Genomic DNA, 19,581 nt, shown 5'->3' with positions numbered 1-19,581 from the left:
TCATCCGAAGCTACATGTTTTTGCTGAAGTTCTCGTACGCAATCGTTAGTGCAACCATGCCTACCACACCACACACGGACAACCAAAACCCCCACCTATCACCCACAGAACGAAAAGGCTTCCTTTTGGGGAAATTCATATAGGCAATCCAACGCATCCCTCCACCAACCATCAAGCAAAAAACGAAAGAGAGCATAAGCACAATGTAAACACCCTTCATCACTTACCTCCACACTTATTGCATTCTTTTTTCTCTAGAACAATGGCTTGCCCGACCCCCACAGAATAAAGCGAACCATCAAAGCCTCCTTGAGATTGATGCCAACCCGAGCCTTTTGCGCCTGTATCGAGTGACGTCCAAGCTCCGCCTATCGTAATTTTCTGATAAAGCTGGTAGCCGGGACCAAAAGAAACCGAACCCACCGAAAACTTAGCATATGGGCCATTAAAAATATTTGGATCAGGCACCCCATCGGCGTCCGAAAGTTCCACAGATGATCCAGTCATAGATATTGGATAACCGATACCACCAGCCCCTCCCAAAGCCATGATGTATACATACGCAAGACCTCCATCGGGGCATGGTGAAGTAAGCTGATAAAAATCAATGAAACCGCCATACCGGCCCGCACCTCCACCTACACCGTAGCTATTTCCTTTCCATGTTGCCAAGCCCCAAGCATCGCTATGATCCAAAGGAGCCTGCAAAGAGTATCCATAGGTATTTAGGCCGCCATTCAACCCAATCGGATCACTCTGCCCATACCGCCCCGTGCTGGGGTCATAGTCCCGGAAGTAGTTCTGGTTGAACCCTGTCGCCGCATCGTAGCGCTGCCCCGGGAAGCGCATGTCGAACACGAACGCGGTGCCGTCCTTGTCCGGGTCCTGATCCGGTGAGGTGTTGCCGAATGCTTCGCCCTTCAGGTCCCAGGTCCAGATCGCCACGTCGCGCACCGGGTCGATCACCGCGCGCGGGGTGCCCAAGTGGTCCGGCTGCACGTAGCGCAGGCTGTTCTTGGCCAGCACGCCGACCGGCAGGTCGTCCAGCCAGATCGCTTGCTGCAGCGACGCGCCGTTGGCGTCGTAGTTGCCAAGCCAGTGTCCGCTCTCGTCGTACAGCGTGTAGGTGTTGGTCTTGTCCACCCGACGCACCTGCTCGCCGCGGCCGTTGTAGCCATATTTCATGACCACCGTGCCGGCGCGCTTGGCCTGGCTCATCCGGCCCGTGGCGTCGTAGGCGAACTCCTGCGCGGTGCCGCCAATGGAGAGGGTGTTGCCGATCGCGTCGTAGGTGCGCGCGGTGCCGGCTACCGCGCTCAGGCGATGCTTGGTGGTCGGATAGGTGTAGCTCTGCGTGCTGGTATTGACCTTGGCGCTGAGCCGGTTGCCGGTGGCGTCGTAGCTGTAGCCGTCGATCACCGTGCCGGTCGGGCCGTCCTTGAATGCGGTTAATCGGCCCAGGGCGTCGTAGTCCAGGCTGACCACCGGGGCGGTGTTGCCGGCGGCGGTCAGGGCGCTGAGGTTGCCGGCCGGGTCGAACGCGAAGCCGGTGCTCAGGCCGTCGCTGCGGGTGTCGCTGACTGCCAGCGGGCGGTAGTCCTGATCCAGCACGCGCTGCATCGGGCGGCCGTTGCCGTAGGACCAGCTCGCCACCGGGCCGAACGGGTAGTAGGTGGCGTTGCCCAGCAGCACCTGCCGGGTGCCGCCGGCCGGGGTCACGCCCACTTCCGTGGTCTGGCCTTGGGCGTTGCGCACGTAATCCACCGCCGCGCCGTCGGGATAGGTCAGCCGGCTCAGCTGGCCGGCCTTGGTGTAGGCGTAGCGCAGCACGAACACCTTGCCGTTGGTGGTCTGCACCTTGCGCACCAGGTCGCCGAAGCGGTCGTAGCAGTAGTCGGTGGTGCCGCTGCTGTCCTGCATCCGGGACAGGCGGCCGATGGCGTAGGTCTCGCCGCTGGCGCATGTGGTCTGGCTGACGTCGTAGGTGTAGGTGACGTTGTGGCTGCTGGTCGGATAGGTGACCTTGGTCAGCCGGTTCAGCGCGTCGTAGCTGTAGGTGGTCTTGATGTTGCGCGCATCGGTCTGCGTGGCACGGTTGCCGGCGCTGTCGTAGGTGTACGTGGTGACGCCGGTGTCAGGGCTGGTGAGCTTGGTCATGTCGCCCAGACCGTTGTAGGCGTAGGTGGTGTCCAGGCCCTTCGGGTCGGTGACTTTGGTCAGGTTGTCCAGCGCGTCGTAGCCGAACTTCGTCTCCGCGGCGATGCCGCCCACGTCCTGCAACGTGCGGGCGAGGCGATTGAGCGGGTCGTAGTCGTTCTGGGTTACGTGACTAAGCGCATCGGTGACGGTCTTGGTGTTGCCGTTGGCGTCATAGCCGAAGTCGGTCGGGTCGCCGCTGGCGGTAGCCTGCGTCGCCAACTGGCCGAGCTGGTTGTAGACCCGCGACAGCGTGCGCTTAAGTGTGCCTGACGCGTCCTTGGTGTCTTCCTTGACCCGGTTGCCGGCGTTGTCCAGCGTGTAATGCAGCGTGTTGCCGGCGTTGTCGGCGATATCGGTCAGGCGGTGCGCCGTGTCGTAGGTGAAGGCGGTGAAGGCGCCGTCCGGCTGGGTCACCTGCTTGACCAGGCCGGTCGGCCAGTAGTCGATCAGGGTGATGCGGTCGTCGCTCTCGCCGGTGTCGTCAGTGCCGCGCACCTTGCTGGCGGTCAGCCAGCCCCGGGGGTGGTAGGTGAAGTCGGTGATGGTGCCGTTGGCGTCCTTCATCGACAGCATGCGGCCGGCGCCGTCATAGGATAGGTACTCGGTCACCTGGCCCAGGGCGTTGGTGAATTTCCAGAGGTCGCCTTTGCGTTGGGGGCACGTTGCAGGTGTAGTAGCGCAGGTCGTATCGTCGGATGGGTAATAGCTGTAGAAAGCTACATCAGAAGAGGTTACAGACGGCCCATCAATGCTTTTCATGAGCCCAACAAGAGGGCATGCATCTGTCGTATTTGCAACATCCGATTCTGCGCAGTATGCGTAGCTAGTCTGCCGCACACCCACTGGCGCAGAAGCTTGGGATCCACATTGATATGAAAGTGCCGAAGACTCGCCCGGAGCGTATTCACAATAAAAAGAAAGCAATCCCGCAGAATTATATGCAAACTTTTCCAACGAAACGACACCTTGCGAGGTACTGACCTTCTTTTCTACAACATGATTTTTATCGTCGCGTGCAGTCTCGGTAGAACGTTCCTGCAAAGTTTGAACAGCCACCGTTGAAACCCTGACGGCATCGGAAGCAGAAGCGACTGCATCGGAGTAGCTATGACTTGCACTCACCCCCCGTCTATCAATTGAAGAAGTGAGTCTTCCATTCTGGTCGTAGCCATCTACTTTTGTGCCCGCGCTGCCGGAAATACCGGTAACCTGTTTGAAAGCGCCATTGGATAACGCATACGAAAGGGACTCTCCTAACGGCGTAGTGACTAGCGCACTTTCGCCATCGACATAGCTAATTCTTGTCTCTGCAACCTTGGTGCCAGCAGCGTGCAGCGCACTACCTTCAACAAAGCCACGGGAATCATAAGAAAATGTCGCATAGCGCTCAGCACCATCCGCAATACCTGTCAGCAGATGACGGATATTAGCTGGGCTAGATTCTTCCTCGTTGTAATAATAGGAACGAACCGATCCATCAGCATAGTTGGCAGCGACCAGATTCCTTTCCGAATCATAGTCGTAATCAACATAGCCACCATCGCTTTGGCTTACGCGCTTCAAAACGCCATTGGCATAGCTAAAACTTAGTGTACGGCCCAAGCCATCCGTCGCCAGAACCAGTTGGCCGCGCTGGTATGTCAGCGCCACATCGTAAGCGGCACCTTTTTCCGAAACAATGCTGAGCAAGCTTCCATCTGTTGAGTAAAATCGCTTTTCGCCATTGGCTTTGGTTAGAAGATAAGACCCATCATCCAGAACAACCAATAGATCTTCGCTGTTCTGAGCCCCTCGATAAATGTGATAGCCGGTCTGAATAAAAAATTGATAAACCCCGTCCTCTGTCGTGATGGATGGCCTGGTAAGGCCACTCACCCTCTCCAAAAATGTGTGCCCCCAACCGACTCCAACAGCATCGCCCTGCTGAATCTCTTGCAACGAGTGGTAATAGCGAGAGAATGGTTTTCCAGCGAACCAAAGGTCTGGCTCGTTACGCATTTTATCCGCTGTTGCGGGGAAGCACGGATTTTCATTAGCCGGACAAGAAGGCGTCTGACTTGGACCACCCACATCTCGTTTGACTATACGCTGCTCAGGTTTTCCGGCAGTACAAAGATAGGGCCAAATTGCGATATAATCCGGATTGCCAGTGTTATTATATGCCGGATTGTAGCCCCAAATTGGCCAGAACCCGACAGGACAATCATAAGTCTGCACCTTTACCAGCTGAAACTGCCATGGGTCGGGATAGTCCTGCCCCCAGCCTGGGCACCAAGTATCATTTTTAAGCCACCTATCCTGTGGCGTCATGAAATCCAAATAACCAGCACCGTAATAATCACGACTATATACGAACGGCTCACCATACGACCCTTCAACACGTATATTAGAGAAGGTGCAATCCGGATAAACTCCTTGGAAATAGGTCATCATGTTATGGACTATCTCCGCCTCATCCGCACAACGCCCAGGAAAATTGGGATCTTCTGCCTGCTTGCAGAATCCCGGGATAGCTTCATAACCCCACCCACCAATAGAGTAGCTTGGGGGATTGAAGTGGGTCGGCGCTTGATCAGGAGCCACATAGACAAGACTCACTATTGGTGTCGCGCTCTGATCGTTGACTTCAGTCCTGGAACGAATCAGTTGCTTACCATAGGCGAAATAAGTCCGCATTTCGGCCTCAGCCTCCTGGAGGGAAGCAAAGCAAGCACTCTCATAACAATACTGACTGGACTGGACGGCGGCCGCATTCCCACATAGAAACGTGGAAGCAAGAGCAAGCACAGCCGTACAAACACCCAAAAACAGCCTTGGCATACAAACTCCCTTTCATAGCCTTGTCAATTCACACATGCGTCAGCGCTACAACGATCTCTCTATTTAAGCCACTACCTAAAACCGCTCCCCAATCATCCCCTCGATCGCCTCCATATCCGGCAACAACGCACTCTGCTCACCCAGCAGCACACGCATATGCACGCCAGCAGGCAACGTTTCCTCGGAGGCGTCGGCAAGCAAGCCATCGCGCGGGACCGAGATCAGTTGCGGGAAGGATTGGGTGATCAGGGCGAAGTACGGCAGGTCGGGGTTGCCGCCCAGCGCCTTCAGCACGACGATCTTGTTGTTGGAGGCGACGGTCTCGCTGCCCAGGCCGGTCAGGCGGGCGAACGAGAGCAGCGGGACTTTCCAGCCGTACCAGGCGATCTGGCCGAGCAGCCAGTGCGGGGCGTCGGGCAGCGGTTCGACCGGCACGCGCGACATCACTTCGGCGACGGTGGCGTTGGGCAGCAGCGCCCGCTCGCTGCCGGCCTGGATCAGGACACCGCGGATTTCGTCGTTGCTGGCGTAGCTGCTCATGGATTACGTCGTCCTGGAACCGGGAAAAACGCGCGGGCGGCGGCTCAGCCGCCCCATCGCGCGGACAGGGCCTGCGCCAGCTGCACCGGGTCGCCACCGGGATGGCCGCGGCCGATCAGCTGCGTCGCGGCGGCCGGGTCGTAGCAACCGTCGCCGGTCTGGCCGGCGACCCAGGCGCCTTGCGCGGCGAGCGCAAGCACGTCGTCGACCTGTTGCGGGTCGCTGCCGCTGAGCAGCAGCACGGCGCTGTGCGCAGCCGGCAAGCCGCCGACCACCGAGGCACCGGCGGCCTGGGCAATGAAGCGCAGGCCGGCTTTTTCGCCGCTGCGCACGCCGACGTCGTCGGGCAGGATGTAGACGTTGCCGACGCCGACCGCCTGGCCGGCTTCGGCCAGCAGCACCGGCAGCGCGGACACGCGCGCGATCTGCTTGACCAGGTTGCCGTAGCGGCCGCCGTCCAGGCGCAGTTGTACCAGCAGCGGCTGCGGGAAGCCCGCCGGCAATGCGGCGAGCAGGCGACGGATGGCATCGGGACCGCCGATACCGGCCATCACCAGCACCGCGCCCTGCGCGACCGTGACTGCAGCGGCGGCGTTATCGATGGCGGCCTCCACCTCCGAGTCCAGCGCGACCAGCGACAGGCCTTCGGTGGAAATCTGCATCTGGCTCAGCGGCGCGCGCGCCTGCACCACCAGCGGCGCGTCGTCGTCCACCAGCGACCAGGCGCTGGCCGGCAGCGGCGGCGGCGCGCTGACCGGCGCGGTGGCGGACACCGCCGCGAGCGGGGCCGCCGCTTCCTGCGTGGTTGCGGACGCGACTGTATCGCCAGCGGCGATCTGGTCGCGCGAGAACTGCATGTCCTCGAAGCCCGGCGCGGCATCGGCCGGCGGCTGCCAGGCATAGAAACTGTCGCCGGGCACGGTGGTGGCGAAGCTGGCCGCTTCCTCGACATGGAAGCCGATCGGCGCGCCTTCGTGCAGTTGCGCCGGGGTCGCCGGCAGGCCCGGTTCGGGCTGCAGGCCGGTGTCGGTTTCGCGCCCCGGCGGCAGCACGTCCTGGTGGCCTTGCAGCTTGGCCGCCAGGTGCCGCGCCCAGCGCTGCGCTTCCCAGCCCTCGCGGCGCGCGGCCAGTTCGGCCTCTTCGAAGATCACGGTGACGCCGGGCAAGTCCAGCGCCGCATCCAGCCGCTCCAGCGCGTCCTCGATCGCCGGTTCCAGCGCGATCAGCACCGCGTCGGGCGCGGCGTCGGCCAGGGTCTGCGCATCGATCGCGCCGGGGTCGTCCTCGAGCACGATCGCCGCGCCGACCTGGTGCAGCGCCTCGCGCAGGCGCTCGCGCGCCTGGCCGGGACGCGCCAGCAGCGCGACCGGAGTGCCGCCGGCGGCGCCGTCATTCACGAACACGGGCGACCCCCAGCAGGTCGTACACGTTGCGCATCAGATCCAACTCTTGGTAAGGCTTGCCCAGGTAGCGCTGCACGCCGATCTCGAAGGCGCGCTGGCGGTGCTTGTCGCCGCTGCGCGAGGTGATCATCACGATCGGCACTGATGTGTAGCGGGGGTCGGCGCGCATCGCGGTCGCCAGTTCGTAGCCATCCATGCGCGGCATCTCGATATCCAGCAGCATCAGGTCGGGAACGCGCTCTTCGAGGCGCTCCAGCGCCTCGATGCCGTCACGGGCGGCGATCACGTCGAAGTTGTGGCGTTCCAGCACGCGGCCGGTAACCTTGCGCATGGTCAGCGAATCGTCGACCACCATCACCAGCGGCACGCGCCGCTGTTCGGTCGGCGCCGCTTCCACCACCGGCCGCGCCGGCTGCGCCAGGTAGCGGCGCACCAGCGGGGCGACGTCCAGGATCACCACCACGCGGCCATCGCCGGTGATGGTGGCGCCGTAGATGCCGGGCACCGAGGCGATCTGCAGGCCGACCGGCTTGACCACGATTTCGCGGTTGCCGAGCACCTGGTCGATCGCCACCGCGGCGCGCAGGTCGCCGGCGCGCACCAGCAGCAGCGGCACCTGCATCTGCCCTTCGGCCCGCGCCGGCGCCTGGCCGACCAGCGAGCCGAGGTCGTGCAGGGCGAATTCCTCGCCGCTGTAGTGGTAGCCGCCGTCGGCCGCTTCGAAACGCTCGCGGCTGATGCGGCCGATGCCGCTGACCGAGGCCACCGGCACGGCGAAGGTGGTCTCGCCGATCTGCACGAACACCGCCTGGGTCACCGCCAGGGTCTGCGGCAGGCGCAGGGTGAAGGTCACGCCCTGGCCCCATACCGAGTGGATGTCCACCGAGCCGCCGAGCTGGCGCACTTCGTTGCGCACCACGTCCATGCCCACGCCGCGGCCGGCCAGCTGGCTGACCTGGTCGTAGGTGCTGAAGCCGGGGGCGAAGATCAGCGAATCCAGCTCTTCGTCGGACAGCGCGGCGCCGATCGCGATCAGGCCGCGCTGTTCGGCGCGGTGACGGATCGCGTCGCGGTTGAGGCCGGCGCCGTCGTCGGCCACTTCCAGCACGATTTCCGAGCCTTCGCGGCGCAGACGGATGGCGATGCTGCCCTCTTCCGCCTTGCCCGCGGCGCGGCGCTGCTCCGGCGTTTCCAGGCCGTGCGCGACCGAGTTGCGCAGCATGTGCTCCAGCGGCGCGATCATGCGGTCGAGCACGTTGCGGTCGAGTTCGCCGTGGGTGCCTTCCAGGGTCAGATGCACCTGCTTGCCGGTCTCGCTGGCGGCCTGGCGCACCACGCGGCGCAGCCGCGGCACCAGGCCGTCGAACGGCACCATGCGCGCGCGCATCAGCCCGTCCTGCAGTTCCGAACTCACCCGCGACTGCTGTTGCAGCAGACCGTCGTACTGGCGCGCCAGGTCGTCGAGCACGCCTTGCAGGCCGCCCAGGTCGGCCGCCGATTCGTTCAGCGCGCGGCTGAGCTGCTGCAGCGTGGAGAAGCGGTCCAGTTCCAGCGGATCGAAGCTCTGCTCGGTCTGGTCCTGTTCGCGCTGGTAGCGGGCGACGATCTGCGCTTCGGTTTCCAGGTCCAGGCGGCGCAGCTGGTCGCGCAGTCGCGCATTGGTGCGGTCCAGTTCGGACATCGCGCCACGGAACGCGCCGAGCTGCTGTTCCAGGCGCGAGCGGTAGATCGCCACTTCGCCGGCGTGGTTGACCAGGCGATCCAGCAGGTCGGCGCGCACGCGCACCTGTTCCTGCATCGGCCGCGCGATCGACTCCTCGTCGAGCGTGCCGTCCACCGGCAGCGGTGCCGACAGCGGCGCCGGCGCCGGGGCGGGCACCGAGGCCGGATCGACCGCGGCCTGGATCATCGCCGCCACGTCGGCATCGGCGTGGGCGTGGGCATGGGCACCGGCAGCGGCGTCGACAGCGACCCCGATATCGACGCCGGCATCCAGCGGCAGGCTGCGGCCGTGCGTGCGCGCGTGGAAGCGGCCGATCAGGTCGACCGGCATCGCCACCGCGCGGTGGTTGCCGGTGAGGGTGAGCAACTGGTGCAGGCGGTCGAACCCGCGTTCGAGCAATTGCACGTCGCCGCGATCGAGTTCGGTGCGATTGGCGGCCACCGCTTCCAGCAGCGATTCGATGCCGTGGCCGAGGTCGCCGATCGGATTGACCCCGGCCATGCGCGCGCCGCCCTTGAGCGTGTGCAGGTCGCGCTGCAGGCCGGCGAGCGCGTCGCGGTCCTGCGGCGCGGCGCGCAGTTCGGCGATCAGGCGGTCGCAATGGTCGAGCAGGTCCTTGCCTTCCTCGACGAAGATATCGACCAGCTCGCGGTCCAGGTCGGCGAAGTCCAGCGGACCGAGATCGACTGCGGCCAGGTCGTCCGCGGCGGTGTCGGCGGGTGCGGGTTCGGCATCCATCTCCGCGGCGTGCGCGGCGTCGCCCGCATGCGCGGCATCGTCCGCTGCGGCAGCGGCGAGGTCGGCCGGATGCGTCTGGTCGGCATACGCCGCATCGACATACGGCGCTTCGACCGGCGCTGGGTCGGAGCCTGCAGCGTCCTCGTGCGTGGCAGCGTGCGCCGTCGCGTCGGCCGGATCCGCTTGTTCGGCTTCGGTCGTCGCGGCATGCGCAGCGTCGGCATCGGCATCGGCGAATTCGGGCGCGGCATGCACGCTGTCTTCGGCATGCGCCGCCGCGTCGTCCGCCGCCGGCAACGGTTCGGCATCGTCGTTCGCCGAGACCGGCTCGCTGCCGCGCCAATGCGTGGACGGTTGCACCGGCTCGGCGTTGAATGCATAGCCGTGCGGATCGCGCTCCTGGTCGTGCTCGCTCTGGTCGTGCGCGCCTTCAACCGGCTCACCTTCGATGTGCCCGGCCTGGTCGTGCGCGCCTTGCTGCGGGTCTTCCTGGCGCTCGCCGTGATGGGTTTCGTCGTGCGTCGCGCCATCGTCGGCCGCTACGTCCTGCTCCTGCGTCTCGACCGTCGCTTCCACAGGCGGCGGCAGGTCGCTGTCCGCCGGCACGCGCTCCTCGGCCAGCGGCGCGTCGACGGTCAATTCGTCGAGCTTGCCGTCCTGAGCCAGCAGTGCCTGTTCGTCGGCGTCGATTGCGACAGGCTCGCTGTCGGCCGGCGCAGCGGCGACCGCGCTCGCTTGCTCTGCTGCGCCGTCCGCATCGTGCGCAACGTCGGATGCGGCGCTGTCGCGTTCGTGTGCGTCGAATGCAGCCGCCGACGATCCCATGTCGTCGGCAGCTTCTTCGCTCGGTGCATGCGAATGCGCGGCATCGAATGCCGATGGCGCATCGACTGCAGGCGCCACCGAGGCCTCGGCATCGGCGCTTTCGGCGACAGGCGCGGCGGCAGCACGTTCCGCGTCCGTGCCGGCCGCTTCGAGATGCCTGGCATCGCCCAGGTACGCCGACAGATCGTCGGCCGAGGTGAGTTCCACCGCCTGCAGCAACTGCGCGTCCAGCCCGGCATCGGCGTGCGACTGCGGCGCGTCTTCGTCGTCCTCGTCGTGCACGACCGAAGGCCACTGCACTTCCGGCAGCGTGGCGACCAGCGCCTGCAGGCGCTGCGCCAGTTCGGTGAACGGGGGGATCACCGGCGACGGCGCCTGCAGTTCCTCGATGGTGGCGGCGATGGCGTGCGCGGCATCGGCGAGCGCACGCACGCCGTCGGCGCCGGGCGCCACGGCGGCGGCCAGCAGGCGCTTGACGTAGCTCTCGGCCGGGCCGGTGACCTCGGTGATTTCCGGCACGTCGGTCATCGCGAACGCGCCGCTCATCGTGTGCACCGCGCGCAGCAGCGCCTCGGTGGCCGGCTGCGGCGCATGCTGCAGCCAGTCGCGGACCGTCTCCAGGTGGGTGCCGACCTCGGCTTCGAGGATCTCGCGCAGCACGCTGTCCACCGAGGCCGGCGTGCCGGCGCGCGGTGCGGCAGCGGCCGGCGCTGGCGCGGCGGCGAAATAGTAGGCGTCCTCGCCTGCCGCGATGCGGTCGGCGACCATCTGGATCGCGTCCAGGTCGGCATGGATGACACCGTGCCCGCGCAGCGCGGCATTGAGCTGCGGCAACACCTCGTAGGCCAGTTCGACCATCGTCACCACCGCCGGACTGGCCGCACGGGTGCCATCGAGCACGCGATTGAGCATGCCCTCGATCTTCCAGCTGAACTCGCCGAGCACGCGCGCGCCGACCAGCCGACCGCTGCCCTTCAGGGTGTGGAACACGCGACGGATCGGACGCAGGCTTTCCTGCTGGTTCGGCGCGGCGCGCCATGCCGGCAGCAGGTTGCCGAGGTTGACCAGCTCCTCGTCGAATTCCTCGAGGAACACCTCGCGGATGTCGGCGTCGATCTCGCCGCCGTCGTCCACGAAGCCGCCGTCGATGGCTGCGGGCGCAGGCGCTTCGGCTTCTTCGACGGCATCGCTGGCCGCTGCCGCGTAGCCGTCGCTGGTGTCGGTTGCGGGGTCGGCCGCGGCAGGCGCGGCGGCGACATCGAACTGGGCGGCGGCGGCGTCGAGTTCGGCGAGGAACGCCGCCGACGCGACGTCCAGCTCGATCGGCTGGATGCTGGCCTTGTGCACGCCAGGCGCCGGCGCTTCCGGTTCCGGGATCGGCTCCGGCCAGGTCAGGTCGACGAACGGACTCTGTTCGGCGCCTGCATCGGCGCCGGCATGCTCTGCCTGGCCGGCATGCGCGGGCGGCGCTGCGCCGCTATCGGCCTCGGTTACGAACACGGTATCGCTCGACGACAGGTCGATGGTGGGCGTGTTGTGTTCGGCGGCCAAGCCGCTGTCGTCGTCGGCCAGGGTCGCCGGCGTCTCGTTCCAGACGATGCTGTGGACCTCGTCGGACGCGGTCTCGGCGAAGGCCGGCGCATCTTCCAGTTCGATCACCAGCACATCGTCGTGGGCGTTGTCGCTGGGTGCGGCGGCCGGCGCGTCGACGATGACAAAAGCCGGATCGTCGTGCTCGGCAGCGGATTCGAGTTCGGCGGATTCGGCGGCCACCGGATCGAAACCGTAGCCGGTTGACGCTGCATCGTCGGTCGCCGCGGGCGCGGCCTCGGCATGTGCGAAGGCCTGGTCGCGCGACGCATCGGGACTCTCCCAACGCAACGCATCGCCTTCCAACGTCAGCGTGTCGGTCCTGATCTGCAGCGGCTCGGCAGCGGCCGACCACTCTTCCTGTTCGGCGGCGACCGGATCGAAACTGATCGGCGCTGGCGCGACGGCGGAAGCATTCTCGTCGTCTACAGCATTGACCGACGCGGCGGACGGCGCGGCGTCGGCGGCGACGTCGATGTTCTCGGCGGTCTCGGCAGACTCGGTGTTCCCGGCGACCTCGGTGTCCTCCTGCAGCGTCCACTGCGGCGCCTGCGGCAGCTCGCCCGGCAGCGGCGGCGGCATGCTGGTGGCGATCGGCGCATCCGCGACCGGTGCCAGATCCCAGGACGGCACCGGCGGCGGTGCGGACACCGCACTCGGCACGTCGGCGATGTCATCGGCCGCCACGGCACCCCGCTCCGCCACGGGCGCGAGCAACAGCGCATCGGCCACCTGCGGCACCACGCCCTGCGGCGCCGGCGCAGCGCTGGGCAGCGGCCAGTAGCGCAGCGTTTCCAGGCTGCTGCGGGTGATGTCGAGGATTTCCTCGCGGCCCGGGCGGCGCTCGCGCAGCGCTTCCAGGTAGTACTCCAGGCTGGCCATCGCATCGGCCAGCGTGTCCAGCTGGCGCCCGCTGGGCACGCGGCGCTTGCCGATCAACTCGGTGGCCACGTAGCGGCGCACGCCTTCCAGGTAATCGGCCGGCTGCGGCAGTTCCAGCATGCGCAGCGCACCGGCGACCTCGCCGAGCAGGCGCGGCACCTCGCTCAGGCGCTCGTGTTCCCAATTGGTCTCGATGAAGGCGACGAAATGCTCGCGCGCGGCGGCGAAATTGGCGATCGCCTCGTGCGCCAGCACTTCCACCGTGCGCCGCGCCTCGGCGGCGCTGGCATCGTCGTGGATGCCGGCGCTGGCGCCGAGATAGGCGACCTGGTCGTCGAGCGAGGCATCCACGTACAGCAGCGCGCCGGCGATATCCAGCAACAGGCCCTCGTCGGCCTGGCGCTCGCCCTGGACGATGCTGCGCAGCGCATCGCGCTGCTGCACGACCACGCCGCGGGCCACGCCCAGGCCCATCACGCCGAGGGTGTCGGCGACGCTGCCGAGTTCGTCGACCTGGGTCTGCAGCGCGGCGACGTCGCCGCCGGTGCGCAGGTGCAGGTCGAGCGCGTCCTTGACCCGCAGCAGTTCTTCCTTGATCGCGGTGCCGACGGTGTCGAGCAGTTCGCGGTTGCGGCCGCTGAGGCTGCCGCGGGCATGATCAAGCTCGGCCTCGGTGGCGGCGCTGGCGTCGGGCGACAGCGCGAACAACGCGCCTTCGCTGAGCCCGGGCTCGCCGCGCGAAGCGCGGATCTCGTTGAGCAGCGGCAGCAGCACGATCGGAATGTCGCGATGGCCGTCCTGCAAACGCTCCAGGTAATCGGGCAACAGCACGGTGCCGCGCATCAGCGTGGCGCAGGCTTCGTCGCGATCGGGCACCTGGCCGTTCTGCACGGCGATGGCCAGCAGTTCCAGTTCCTCGGCGACCATCGCCGGCGCATACAGCTCGACCATGCGCAAGGTGCCCTGCACCTGGTGCAGGTAACCGGCGCAAAAGCGCATGCGGCTGGTGTCGGCCGGGTCTTCGACGAAGTATTCGATCTCCCCGCGCACCTGACGCAGGGTCTCGTCCAGCTCCGGCTTGACCCAGCCCAGGGCGGCATGGCTCATCGCATCGCGCAGCGCGCTCATCGCGGCGCTCCCGCGGACGGCCACGCGCCGCGCGTCGCCAGCGCGGCGGCGGTGTGCAGGGAGTGTTCACGGTAGGTCATGTGCGCTGTCCTTCCACCCTGTTCCGATCCGCTCACGCCGGCAGCTTGAAGTCGGCGACCGAGCGCCGCAGGTCCGCCGCCAGCTGCGCCAGCCGTCCGATCGAGTCGGCGGTCTGCTCGGCACCCTGCGAGGTCTGGCCGGTGATGCGGCGGATCACCTCCATCGTCTGGGTGATGTCGGTCGCCGCGGCGGACTGCTGGTGCGCGGCGATGGAGATGTTCTTGATGAGGTTGTTGAGCGCGTTGGAGACGCGCTCGATCTCGGTCAGCGCGGTGCCGGCGTCTTCGGCCAGGCGCGCGCCGGACACCACTTCGGAGGTGGTCTGCTCCATCGAGCTGACCGCTTCGTTGGTATCGGCCTGAATCGTCTGCACCAGGCCTTCGATCCGGCGCGTGGCGCCGGAGGTGCGTTCGGCCAGGCGCTGCACTTCGTCGGCGACCAGCGCGAAGCCGCGACCGGCCTCGCCCGCCGAGGCGGCCTGCACCGCGGCGTTGAGCGCCAGGATGTTGGTCTGCTCGGAAATGTCGTTGATCAGTTCGACGATCGAGCCGATCTCCTGGGTCGATTCGCCCAGGCGCTTGATGCGCTTGGAGGTTTCCTGGATCTGGTCGCGGATCTGGTCCATGCCCTGGATGGTCTCGCGGACCACGCCGGCACCTTCGGCGGCGATCACCACCGAGCGCTGCGCCACCTCGGCCGACTCGCTGGAGTTGCGCGAGACCTGTTCGATGCTGGCGGCGATTTCGTTGATGCGCTCGGACGCCGAGCCGATCTGCTCGGCCTGGTGGCCGGCGGCCTCGGCCAGTTGCAGCGCGGTGGCCTGGGTCTCCTCGGTGGAGATGGCGACCTTGGCCGAGGTGTCGTTGATCGTGGTGACCAGGTGGCGCAGCTCGTCGACCGCGTAGTTGATCGCGTCGGCGATGGCGCCGGTCATGTCCTCGGTGACCGAGGCCTTGACGGTCAGGTCGCCTTCGCCGAGCGAACTGATTTCGTCGAGCAGGCGCATGATCGCCTGCTGGTTGCGGCTGTTGTATTCGACCTGGGTCTGGTAGCGGATCTCCTGCTCGCGGCTGCGGCTGCGCACCGAGGTCCAGACGAAGCCGATGATCGACAGCAGCGCCAGCAGGCCGGACACCACGCCCAGCCAGAAGTTCGGGAACAGGCGGGTGTCGCGGGTGGAACCGAACGCGGAGAACGCGTCGAACAGCGTCTTGCTGTCGTCGAGCATCTGGTCCGAGCCGGCGGTCAGCGCCGCGGCCGAGGACTGCGCGGCGAACAGGCTGCGCGAGCTGGCCAGTAGCGCGTCCAGGTCCTTCTTCATTTCCGCCCACTGCGCCTGCGACTGCTCCAGCGCGGCCAGCGCGGCGGCGTTGCGCACCGGCGCGATGCCCAGCTCCTCGTTGCCGTTGCGCAGGCCCTCGAGCATCTGCCCGAACACCACCGAATCGCGCGCCAGCGCATCGCCGGCGCTGGCCGCGCCGCTGCCGCCCGCCCGCATCTCGGTGACGCGACGGGCCATGGTGCCGGCCACCACCACCTGCTGCAGGGTGTTGTAGATCTGCGCGGCGGGGGCGCCGCCGACGGTCATCGCGCGCACCACTTCGTTGAGCTGCGCCTGCAACTGCGGCACGCCGCCGACGAAGCGCTCGGCGTTGCCGGCCAGCGCCAGCACCGCCGGCTCGCTGTCCACCACCTGCTGCGCGTTCTTGCCCAGCGGGGTCCAGGTGCGGTTGAGCTCGGCCAGCGGGCCGGCGATGCCGGTCTCGTTGGCGTAGCGTGCGTTGAGTCCGGCGACGGTACTCACCACCCGTGCCTTGGTCTGCTTGAATTCCCTGTAGGTGGCCGCGTTGCCGGACACCGCATCGCGGCCCTGGTTGGCCAGCTGCTGCGACAGCACCTGCAGGTCGGCCGCGCCGGTGCTGGCGCCGGCCAGGCGATTGCCCTGCCAGGTGGCCACGCCGGTATTGGCGCCGAACACGATCAGCGACAGCGCCAGCAGGCCCAGCCAGAAACTCGTCCCCACGCTGCCAAGCTTGCTGGCCTTGGGGGCGTCCGCTGCAGTACTCATGATTCGACCTCGATCTTCGATGCGAAGGCAGGCCGCGCGCTCAGGCGGCGGCTTGACGGAATTCGGGTGTACGCGACAGCAGCGACAGCGAGAACACGCCCCAGTCGTGGCTGTCGCCGCGGAACGCGCGATCGACGAAATGCGCGTAGCGGCCCTGCGCCAGGTCGCCGGGTTCCACCGCCTGCGCTTCGGCGAAGCTGCGCTGGCCGAACAGTTCGTCGATGGTCAACGCCACGTCGCCGCCACTCTGGCGCATGATCAGCACGCGCTGGCCTTCCAGCAGCGAAGTGCGCTGGCCTTCCATGAATTGCTTCAAATCGACCACCGGGAACAGGTTGCCGCGCAGGTTGCCCACGCCCAGCAGCCACGGCTGCGCGCCCGGCACCGGGGTGATCGGCGGCATGCGCACGATTTCCACCACCTCGCGGAAGTCGGACACCAGGTGCCGGCTGCCGACGCGGAAGCCGACCCCGCGCCAGATGTTCGCGTCGAATTCGCGCTCGGGCATCTGCACCGCGTGCGCCAGGCTGCGCCGCTCGTAGGCCTCGAGGATGTCGAAGGGCGAACGCACGTCAGCCGACCAGTTGGTTGATGCGGGCGATCAGCTCGTCTTCGCGCGGCGGCTTGACGATGTAGTCGGTGGCGCCCTGGCGCATGCCCCAGACCTTGTCGGTCTCCATGCTCTTGGTGCTGATGATCAGCACCGGGATGTGCCGGGTGGCCTCGTCGCGCGACAGCGCGCGGGTGGCCTGGAAGCCGCTCATCCCCGGCAGCACCACGTCCATCAGCACCAGGCTGGGCGCCTGCTCGCGGACGAGCTTCAGCCCGTCCTCGGCGTTGTCGGTGGCGAGCACCTCGTGCCCGGCTTTTTCCAGCCACTGCGTGAACACCGCCCGGTCGGTCGGTGAGTCCTCGATCAACAAGATTCGAGCCATGCTGCCTTTCCCCCTGGTCAGGCGTTGACGTATGTGCGGATCGCGCCCAGCAGCTCTTCGCGTGTGAAGGGCTTGGTAAGGTACTGCTCGGAGCCGACGATGCGCCCGCGCGCCTTGTCGAACAGGCCGTCCTTGGAGGACAGCATGATCACCGGCGTCGCCTTGAACAGCTGGTTGCCCTTGATCAGCGCGCAGGTCTGATAGCCGTCCAGCCGCGGCATCATGATATCCACGAAGATGATCTGCGGCTGCTGATCGGCGATCTTGGCCAAGGCCTCGAAGCCGTCGGTGGCGGTGACCACCTCGCAGCCCTCGCGCTTCAACAACGTTTCGGCGGTGCGGCGGATCGTCTTCGAGTCATCGATCACCATGACCCTCAGTCCTGCGAGTTCCCCACCCGCAGTCGTGTTTTCACTCATTCACTTGCCCCCAGGCGCGCGACGCTTCATCGGATCCGGCCTCGCTGCGAAGCGACATGTATCCCAAGACCCGCACTTACTGTCAAGGCCGCCGCCACGGGTCTGCGTTGGACCACTTTCAAGCGCGAACTATGTCACAGTTTGATTGCGGACGCGCGACGCCGCGCGGCGTCGCGCGGCAGCCGTTGCGCGCCCCCGCCACCGACCCGCTACCATCCTCCATTCAGTCCCCCAGGTGCCGCCATGCCGTTCGATGTCATCGTGGTGATGGATCCCATCGCCAGCATCAAGATTGCCAAAGACACGACCTTCGCGATGTTGCTGGAAGCGCAGCGCCGCGGGCACCGCTTGCACTATGTGCGGCCTGGCGGGCTGTCGCTGCGCGACGGCAGCGCGCTGGCGCAGGCGGCGCCGCTGCAGGTGCGCGACGACACCGCCGGCTGGTTCGAACTGGGCGCGTTCGCCGAACTGGCGTTCGGCACCGGGCAGGTGGTGCTGATGCGCAAGGACCCGCCGTTCGATCCGGAGTTCCTGTACGACACCCAGGTGCTGAGCGTGGCCCAGCGCGCCGGCGCGCAGGTGATCAACGACCCGCAGGGCCTGCGCGACTTCAACGAGAAGCTGGCCGCGCTGCTGTTCCCGCAGTGCTGCCCGCCGACCCTGGTCAGCCGCGACGCGGCCGCGCTCAAGGCGTTCGTGCTCGAACACGGCCAGGCGGTGCTGAAGCCGCTGGACGGGATGGGCGGGCGCTCGATCTTCCGCAGCGGCACTGGCGACCCCAATCTCAACGTGATCCTGGAAACGCTGACCGGCGGCGGGCGCACGCTGGCCCTGGCGCAGCGCTTCATCCCGGACATCAGCGCCGGCGACAAGCGCATCCTGCTGATCGACGGCGTGCCGGTGGACTACTGCCTGGCGCGGATCCCGCAGGGCGACGAATTCCGCGGCAACCTGGCCGCCGGCGGCCGCGGCGAAGGCCGCCCGCTGAGCGAGCGCGACCGCTGGATCGCCGCCCAGGTCGGCCCGGAGATGCAGCGGCGCGGCATGCGTTTCGTCGGCCTGGACGTGATCGGCGATTTCCTGACCGAGGTCAACGTCACCAGCCCGACCTGCGTGCGCGAACTGGACGCGCAGTTCGGGCTGAACATCGCCGGGCTGCTGTTCGACGCGATCGAGGCCCACCCGGCGCGATGAGCGCGGCCGCCGCGACGCCCGCGCCGCGCATCGGCGAGCGCGAACGGCTCAGCGCCACCCTGGTGCTGTCGCTGATCGTGCACGGCCTGCTGATCCTGGGGATCGGCTTTGCGATCGACGACGACGCGCCGCTGGTGCCGACCCTGGAGGTGATCTTCAGCCAGACCAGCACCGCGCTGACGCCGAAGCAGGCCGATTTCCTGGCCCAGGCCAACCAGCAGGGCGGCGGCGAGCACGACACCCCGCAGCGCCCGCGCGACAGCCAGCCCGGCATCGTGCCGCAGCAGCGCGACGGCCTGGCGCCGCAGGCGCTGCGCGCGCAGACCGCGGCGGCGGCAGCGGAGCCGACCCCGCGCGTGGTCAGCAGCGCGCGCGGCGAACAGCTGCAGCCGGCGCCGCAGACCCAGCCGCGCACCGAGCAACCGACCGAGCCGGTGGATGCGCAGCGCGAGCAGCGCGACGCGGAGATGGCGCGCCTGGCCGCCGAAGTGCACCTGCGTTCGGAGCAGTACGCCAAGCGTCCGAACCGCAAGTTCGTCTCCGCCAGCACCCGCGAATACGCCTACGCCAATTACCTGCGTGCCTGGGTGGACCGCGCCGAGCGCGTCGGCAACCTCAACTATCCCGACGCAGCGCGGCGGCAGCGGCTGGGCGGCCAGGTGGTGATCAGCGTCGGCGTGCGCCGCGACGGCAGCGTCGAGAGCAGCCGCATCCTGCGCTCCAGCGGCGTGCCGATGCTCGACGCCGCGGCGCTGCGCGTGGTGCAGCTGGCGCAGCCGTTCCCGCCGCTGCCGCATACCGACGACAACATCGACATCCTGCAGGTGACCCGCACCTGGGTGTTCCTTCCCGGCGGCACGCTGTACGACGACCGCTGAGCGCGCGCGCAGCGCGGCCGCGACAAGCCCCTCTCCCATCGGGAGAGGGGTTGGGGCGAGGGTACGGCCGCCACGGATCGCCTGGCGGCACCGAACATTTAGAGGCTTCGCCCGTACCCTCATCCGCCCCTGCGGGGCACCTTCTCCCGACGGGAGAA

10 protein-coding genes are annotated in these 19,581 nt (G+C 66.8%); 2 read left to right on the top strand and 8 right to left on the bottom strand.

Going from position 1 to position 19,581, the window contains the following annotated elements:
- Positions 1–219: 219 nt before the first annotated feature.
- From FZ025_RS15345 to pilG, 8 genes are all read right to left on the bottom strand, one after another.
- Positions 220–4,875 (bottom strand): RHS repeat-associated core domain-containing protein, encoded by a 4,656-nt coding sequence (locus FZ025_RS15345; protein WP_244292384.1) that lies wholly within the window; start codon positions 4,873–4,875, stop codon positions 220–222.
- A 219-nt stretch (positions 4,876–5,094) separates the two neighbouring features.
- A complete protein-coding gene (locus tag FZ025_RS15340; protein ID WP_046981265.1) occupies positions 5,095–5,559 on the bottom strand; it encodes a chemotaxis protein CheW in 465 nt (154 codons plus the stop codon).
- 44 nt (positions 5,560–5,603) lie between these two features.
- Positions 5,604–6,962, bottom strand: a complete 1,359-nt coding sequence (locus tag FZ025_RS15335; RefSeq protein ID WP_046981264.1) for a chemotaxis protein CheB — start codon at positions 6,960–6,962, stop codon at positions 5,604–5,606.
- Positions 6,949–13,848, bottom strand: coding sequence for an Hpt domain-containing protein (locus tag FZ025_RS15330; protein WP_104559032.1), 6,900 nt, complete (start codon positions 13,846–13,848; stop codon positions 6,949–6,951). The genes FZ025_RS15335 and FZ025_RS15330 overlap by 14 nt, the downstream gene beginning before the upstream one ends.
- 112 nt (positions 13,849–13,960) lie before the next feature.
- Positions 13,961–15,997, bottom strand: coding sequence for a methyl-accepting chemotaxis protein (locus FZ025_RS15325; RefSeq protein WP_046977634.1), 2,037 nt, complete (start codon positions 15,995–15,997; stop codon positions 13,961–13,963).
- Between the two features lie 40 nt (positions 15,998–16,037).
- Positions 16,038–16,568: a chemotaxis protein CheW gene (locus FZ025_RS15320; RefSeq protein ID WP_046977633.1), complete on the bottom strand. Its 531-nt coding sequence runs from the start codon at positions 16,566–16,568 to the stop codon at positions 16,038–16,040.
- Between the two features lies 1 nt (position 16,569).
- Positions 16,570–16,932: a response regulator gene (locus FZ025_RS15315; RefSeq protein WP_046977632.1), complete on the bottom strand. Its 363-nt coding sequence runs from the start codon at positions 16,930–16,932 to the stop codon at positions 16,570–16,572.
- 17 nt (positions 16,933–16,949) lie between these two features.
- Positions 16,950–17,351, bottom strand: coding sequence for a twitching motility response regulator PilG (gene pilG, locus FZ025_RS15310; protein WP_003472648.1), 402 nt, complete (start codon positions 17,349–17,351; stop codon positions 16,950–16,952).
- A 243-nt stretch (positions 17,352–17,594) separates the two neighbouring features.
- Here pilG and gshB point away from each other — a divergent pair, with 243 nt between their 5' ends.
- On the top strand, positions 17,595–18,545 hold the full coding sequence (gshB, locus tag FZ025_RS15305) for a glutathione synthase (RefSeq protein WP_046977631.1): 951 nt from the start codon (positions 17,595–17,597) through the stop codon (positions 18,543–18,545).
- Complete coding sequence (locus FZ025_RS15300; RefSeq protein ID WP_046977630.1) at positions 18,542–19,423, top strand: energy transducer TonB family protein; 882 nt, start codon at positions 18,542–18,544, stop codon at positions 19,421–19,423. The genes gshB and FZ025_RS15300 overlap by 4 nt, the downstream gene beginning before the upstream one ends.
- The last annotated feature ends 158 nt before the right edge of the window (positions 19,424–19,581 follow it).

Source organism: Xanthomonas hyacinthi (assembly GCF_009769165.1).
Classification (GTDB): Bacteria; Pseudomonadota; Gammaproteobacteria; order Xanthomonadales; family Xanthomonadaceae; genus Xanthomonas_A; species Xanthomonas_A hyacinthi.
This window is presented reverse-complemented; position numbering and strand designations above follow the sequence as displayed.

Bases quoted from the DNA above. Each gene is read 5' to 3' on its own strand.
- FZ025_RS15345 (WP_244292384.1), bottom strand. From the start codon at position 4,875: ATGCGGACTTATTTCGCCTATGGTAAGCAACTGATTCGTTCCAGGACT.
- FZ025_RS15340 (WP_046981265.1), bottom strand. From the start codon at position 5,559: ATGAGCAGCTACGCCAGCAACGACGAAATCCGCGGTGTCCTGATCCAG.
- FZ025_RS15330 (WP_104559032.1), bottom strand. From the start codon at position 13,848: ATGAGCGCGCTGCGCGATGCGATGAGCCATGCCGCCCTGGGCTGGGTC.
- FZ025_RS15325 (WP_046977634.1), bottom strand. From the start codon at position 15,997: ATGAGTACTGCAGCGGACGCCCCCAAGGCCAGCAAGCTTGGCAGCGTG.
- FZ025_RS15315 (WP_046977632.1), bottom strand. From the start codon at position 16,932: ATGGCTCGAATCTTGTTGATCGAGGACTCACCGACCGACCGGGCGGTG.
- pilG (WP_003472648.1), bottom strand. From the start codon at position 17,351: ATGAGTGAAAACACGACTGCGGGTGGGGAACTCGCAGGACTGAGGGTC.
- gshB (WP_046977631.1), top strand. From the start codon at position 17,595: ATGCCGTTCGATGTCATCGTGGTGATGGATCCCATCGCCAGCATCAAG.
- FZ025_RS15300 (WP_046977630.1), top strand. From the start codon at position 18,542: ATGAGCGCGGCCGCCGCGACGCCCGCGCCGCGCATCGGCGAGCGCGAA.